The following is a 2,889-nucleotide window of genomic DNA, read 5'->3' on the forward strand; positions in this document are numbered from 1 at the left end:
TTGCCGGCAGCAGGAGCTTCCCATTTGAGTGTCACTTTCTGTCCTTCTACAGTTGCAGACAAGTTCGATACTGGCTGGTAGGGGCTGGGCTCACCGGCCTGAACCTGCTTGATAACAGGAAGATAATTAGAACGAGTGATAACTACGTCATAATTACCATTTTCTGTGATCAGCTTTGTCATATTCACAGTAGCAACACCACTTGCATTCGCAACACCTGTTCCATACAAAACTCCATCTTTAGAAATAGCTACGTAAGAACCGGCAGAAGCCTGAATGCTATAGGTTGCCTGGTTTTGAGGCAGAGAGGCAGGAAGCGTATAAGTATTAGTCTTAGGCATTGCACGATAGGGCATAACCGAACCATCGCCAAGGACATGATAAGCTTCCCAATAGTAATGAGCACCAATATGAGTTATATTGCCGATATTTCCAGCATGAGTAGCAGCAAGATTACCGGCCCACATAATAGAGTTCACAGTGTTGTACGAATCTTCCAAGAATGTAGCATCATAAGACCCCATAGTCGTGCCTTCGTAAGTAGGCTGAACACCAAACACAGCATTAGCACCTACACTCCAATAGTAGTCCTCACCCCAATAAGAACTTGGAGACGAACCGATATAGGCATAAGCTCCTTTTTCCTTAACACGAGTTATTACCTCTCCAAAGCATGGTTGTGGATAATCGAATTGGGCTGTAATACAACAGTTACCAATAGCTAAGAAGTATTTGTCCTTATTTGTGAGAGCCTTTAATTGGCTAGTGGTCAGGGACGGATCAGCCCATGATGTCTCAGATCCATGCGCCGTATAGTTTACAAAACTGACACCGGTATTCAAGTGACTGTAGCAGCCTGTATAAGGAGCCTTGAGATAGCTGTACACGTCTGTATAACCATGTTCTTGGTTAAAGTAATACTGCATACCATATTTAATGGTTTGCTGACCTACCTTGGGATTCCAGTTATAGTCTGCACCTGCAATCAAAAGTACCTTTTCCAGGTAACTCTTGTCCGGCATGGTAGCCTTTTCATACATCAACACCTTATCAATGATGTTTTTCAGTTCTTCTCCGGAAGAAGCAGACATACGGAAAGAATACATTTCGGGGAAATAATCACCATCGACTGCACTGTAGTACAAGTCTGTGACCTCTTTCGTTTTTTTCCCTTTTTCGCCACTAATAACATCAGTGTCACCAATCAAAGCCAAGAATACGGGAGCAGCATTGGCGGCCAGACCATCATTGTATTTCTTGTGAATAAATGCTTTGATAGAGGCGTTGGTTGTTCCGACTTCAGCTTCGTCTGTGTAATGAACATCCAGATAGAAACCCTTCTGAGCCTTCCAAGTGAGCCAAGGCTTGAGAGCTTCTTTGAATTTTGCACCTGCAACAACAAGCATACGAGCCGGTGTCTTGTACAAATCAGGATGATCAGTATAAACATCTTTGTTGAAGAGCTGTTTGTAAGCTGTCTCGAAGTATGGGCTATAAGAAGCATCATACAAACGCTGCGTAGCAACTTCGTCTGCTCCTTGGAAGCTCACTTCGATTTCAATATTATTTCTTACTTTCAACTGGTTTGCAGCTGCATCATACTGAACAGGATTGATGGTAAGAGCCGCAACGCGAACACCGCGCATTGTCCCCAACACTTCTACTTGGGTCAGTTCTTGCCCGACAAAACCTTTGCGCGCATAAGCAGCAGCATTGTAAACAAAGGGAACCTTTTCCGGATCATCGCTCTTGCTCATAGAGGGTTGATGCGGCATAAGTTTTTCAGAACCATATTGGTTCAGAGAATAAACTTGTTCTGTGAAATTTTTCACGCGAACAATGGGGGTGGCACCGACAGGCACAGCAATTAACTTCCTAACTGCAGGTACTTCGGGAGAACCAATCTCACCGGTCGGGAATGCACCCGGAATTGACACTGAGGCGAAAGTACCACCCTTGGTCTCCACCTTGGTCAGCTCGACTTCATTGAACGAAAAGCTTGCATCGAACTGCTTGAAGCTATTGTTCGTGCATGTCGCTCGAGTAGTCGGAGCATCCAGCTTAATCTTGGCGTTTTGGGCGTAAAGACCAACTCCCAGAAGGGACGCCGCGATCAGCAATAATAATTTCCTCATACTTTAAAACAATTTATGGTCGTGATTCAGAGAACCACGGCCGGGTTAAAAAAAACAAAAAAGTCCACAAATAAGATTCATTTCAAGAACAAGACAACAAAAGAAAAGGAATTTATAAGGCAAGAATACTATCTTCTATTTCTGTTGGTACCCTTCTCAATGTGTTTTGTTGCGGCGCAATTTAGAGAAAAAATTCGAGTTAAGAAGAGTTTAAGATTGCAAAGTACATGACTTCAATATAAGCGACAAGGAAGAGATCTCCATAAATGACTGTCAATTAGCCTCTTACCAAAACATTGGCTGTGTTTGAATGAGGAGATGAAAGGGTGAAAAGGTTCAATCTCCATCTCATTGTAACGTCAGTTCGATCTAAGCCCAAGTTCCCCATTTGCACTTAGATCGAACTGACATTAAATTACGAGTCCACTATTATCATTACCTCAGGAGCAGAGGAAACCTGTCGAAAGACGGCTTTAGAGGGTTATTCTTTCTCTGCGAGCCATGCTTCGAAGAGAGGTTTCGATCGGTCGGTATAGGTTTGCGACTGCTAACGGCGACTTAATGCCCCGCAATCGGCGTTTTTCGCCCTAAGACGACCAATACCTGAGACACCGGGGCAACCTGCTCAATACAGTGCCTGAGCCTGTACTCGGAAGACTGAGAAAGTACACATCGCTACGCCCTCCCCCTGCGATGGTTTAGGCTCCAAAAATTGCCGGCTTTACAGCCATGAAAGTGTGGCGCGTAATTTTTT

1 protein-coding gene is annotated in these 2,889 nt (G+C 44.1%); it reads right to left on the reverse strand.

Annotated features, from left to right (window positions below; genetic code table 11):
* Window positions 1-2,135: C25 family cysteine peptidase (locus F452_RS0110510; RefSeq protein ID WP_018966135.1), on the reverse strand; the 2,135-nt coding region annotated here is incomplete at its 3' end.
* Window positions 2,136-2,889: the final 754 nt, after the last annotated feature.

Origin of the sequence: Porphyromonas gulae DSM 15663, assembly GCF_000378065.1 — a bacterium.
Taxonomy (GTDB): domain Bacteria; phylum Bacteroidota; class Bacteroidia; order Bacteroidales; family Porphyromonadaceae; genus Porphyromonas; species Porphyromonas gulae.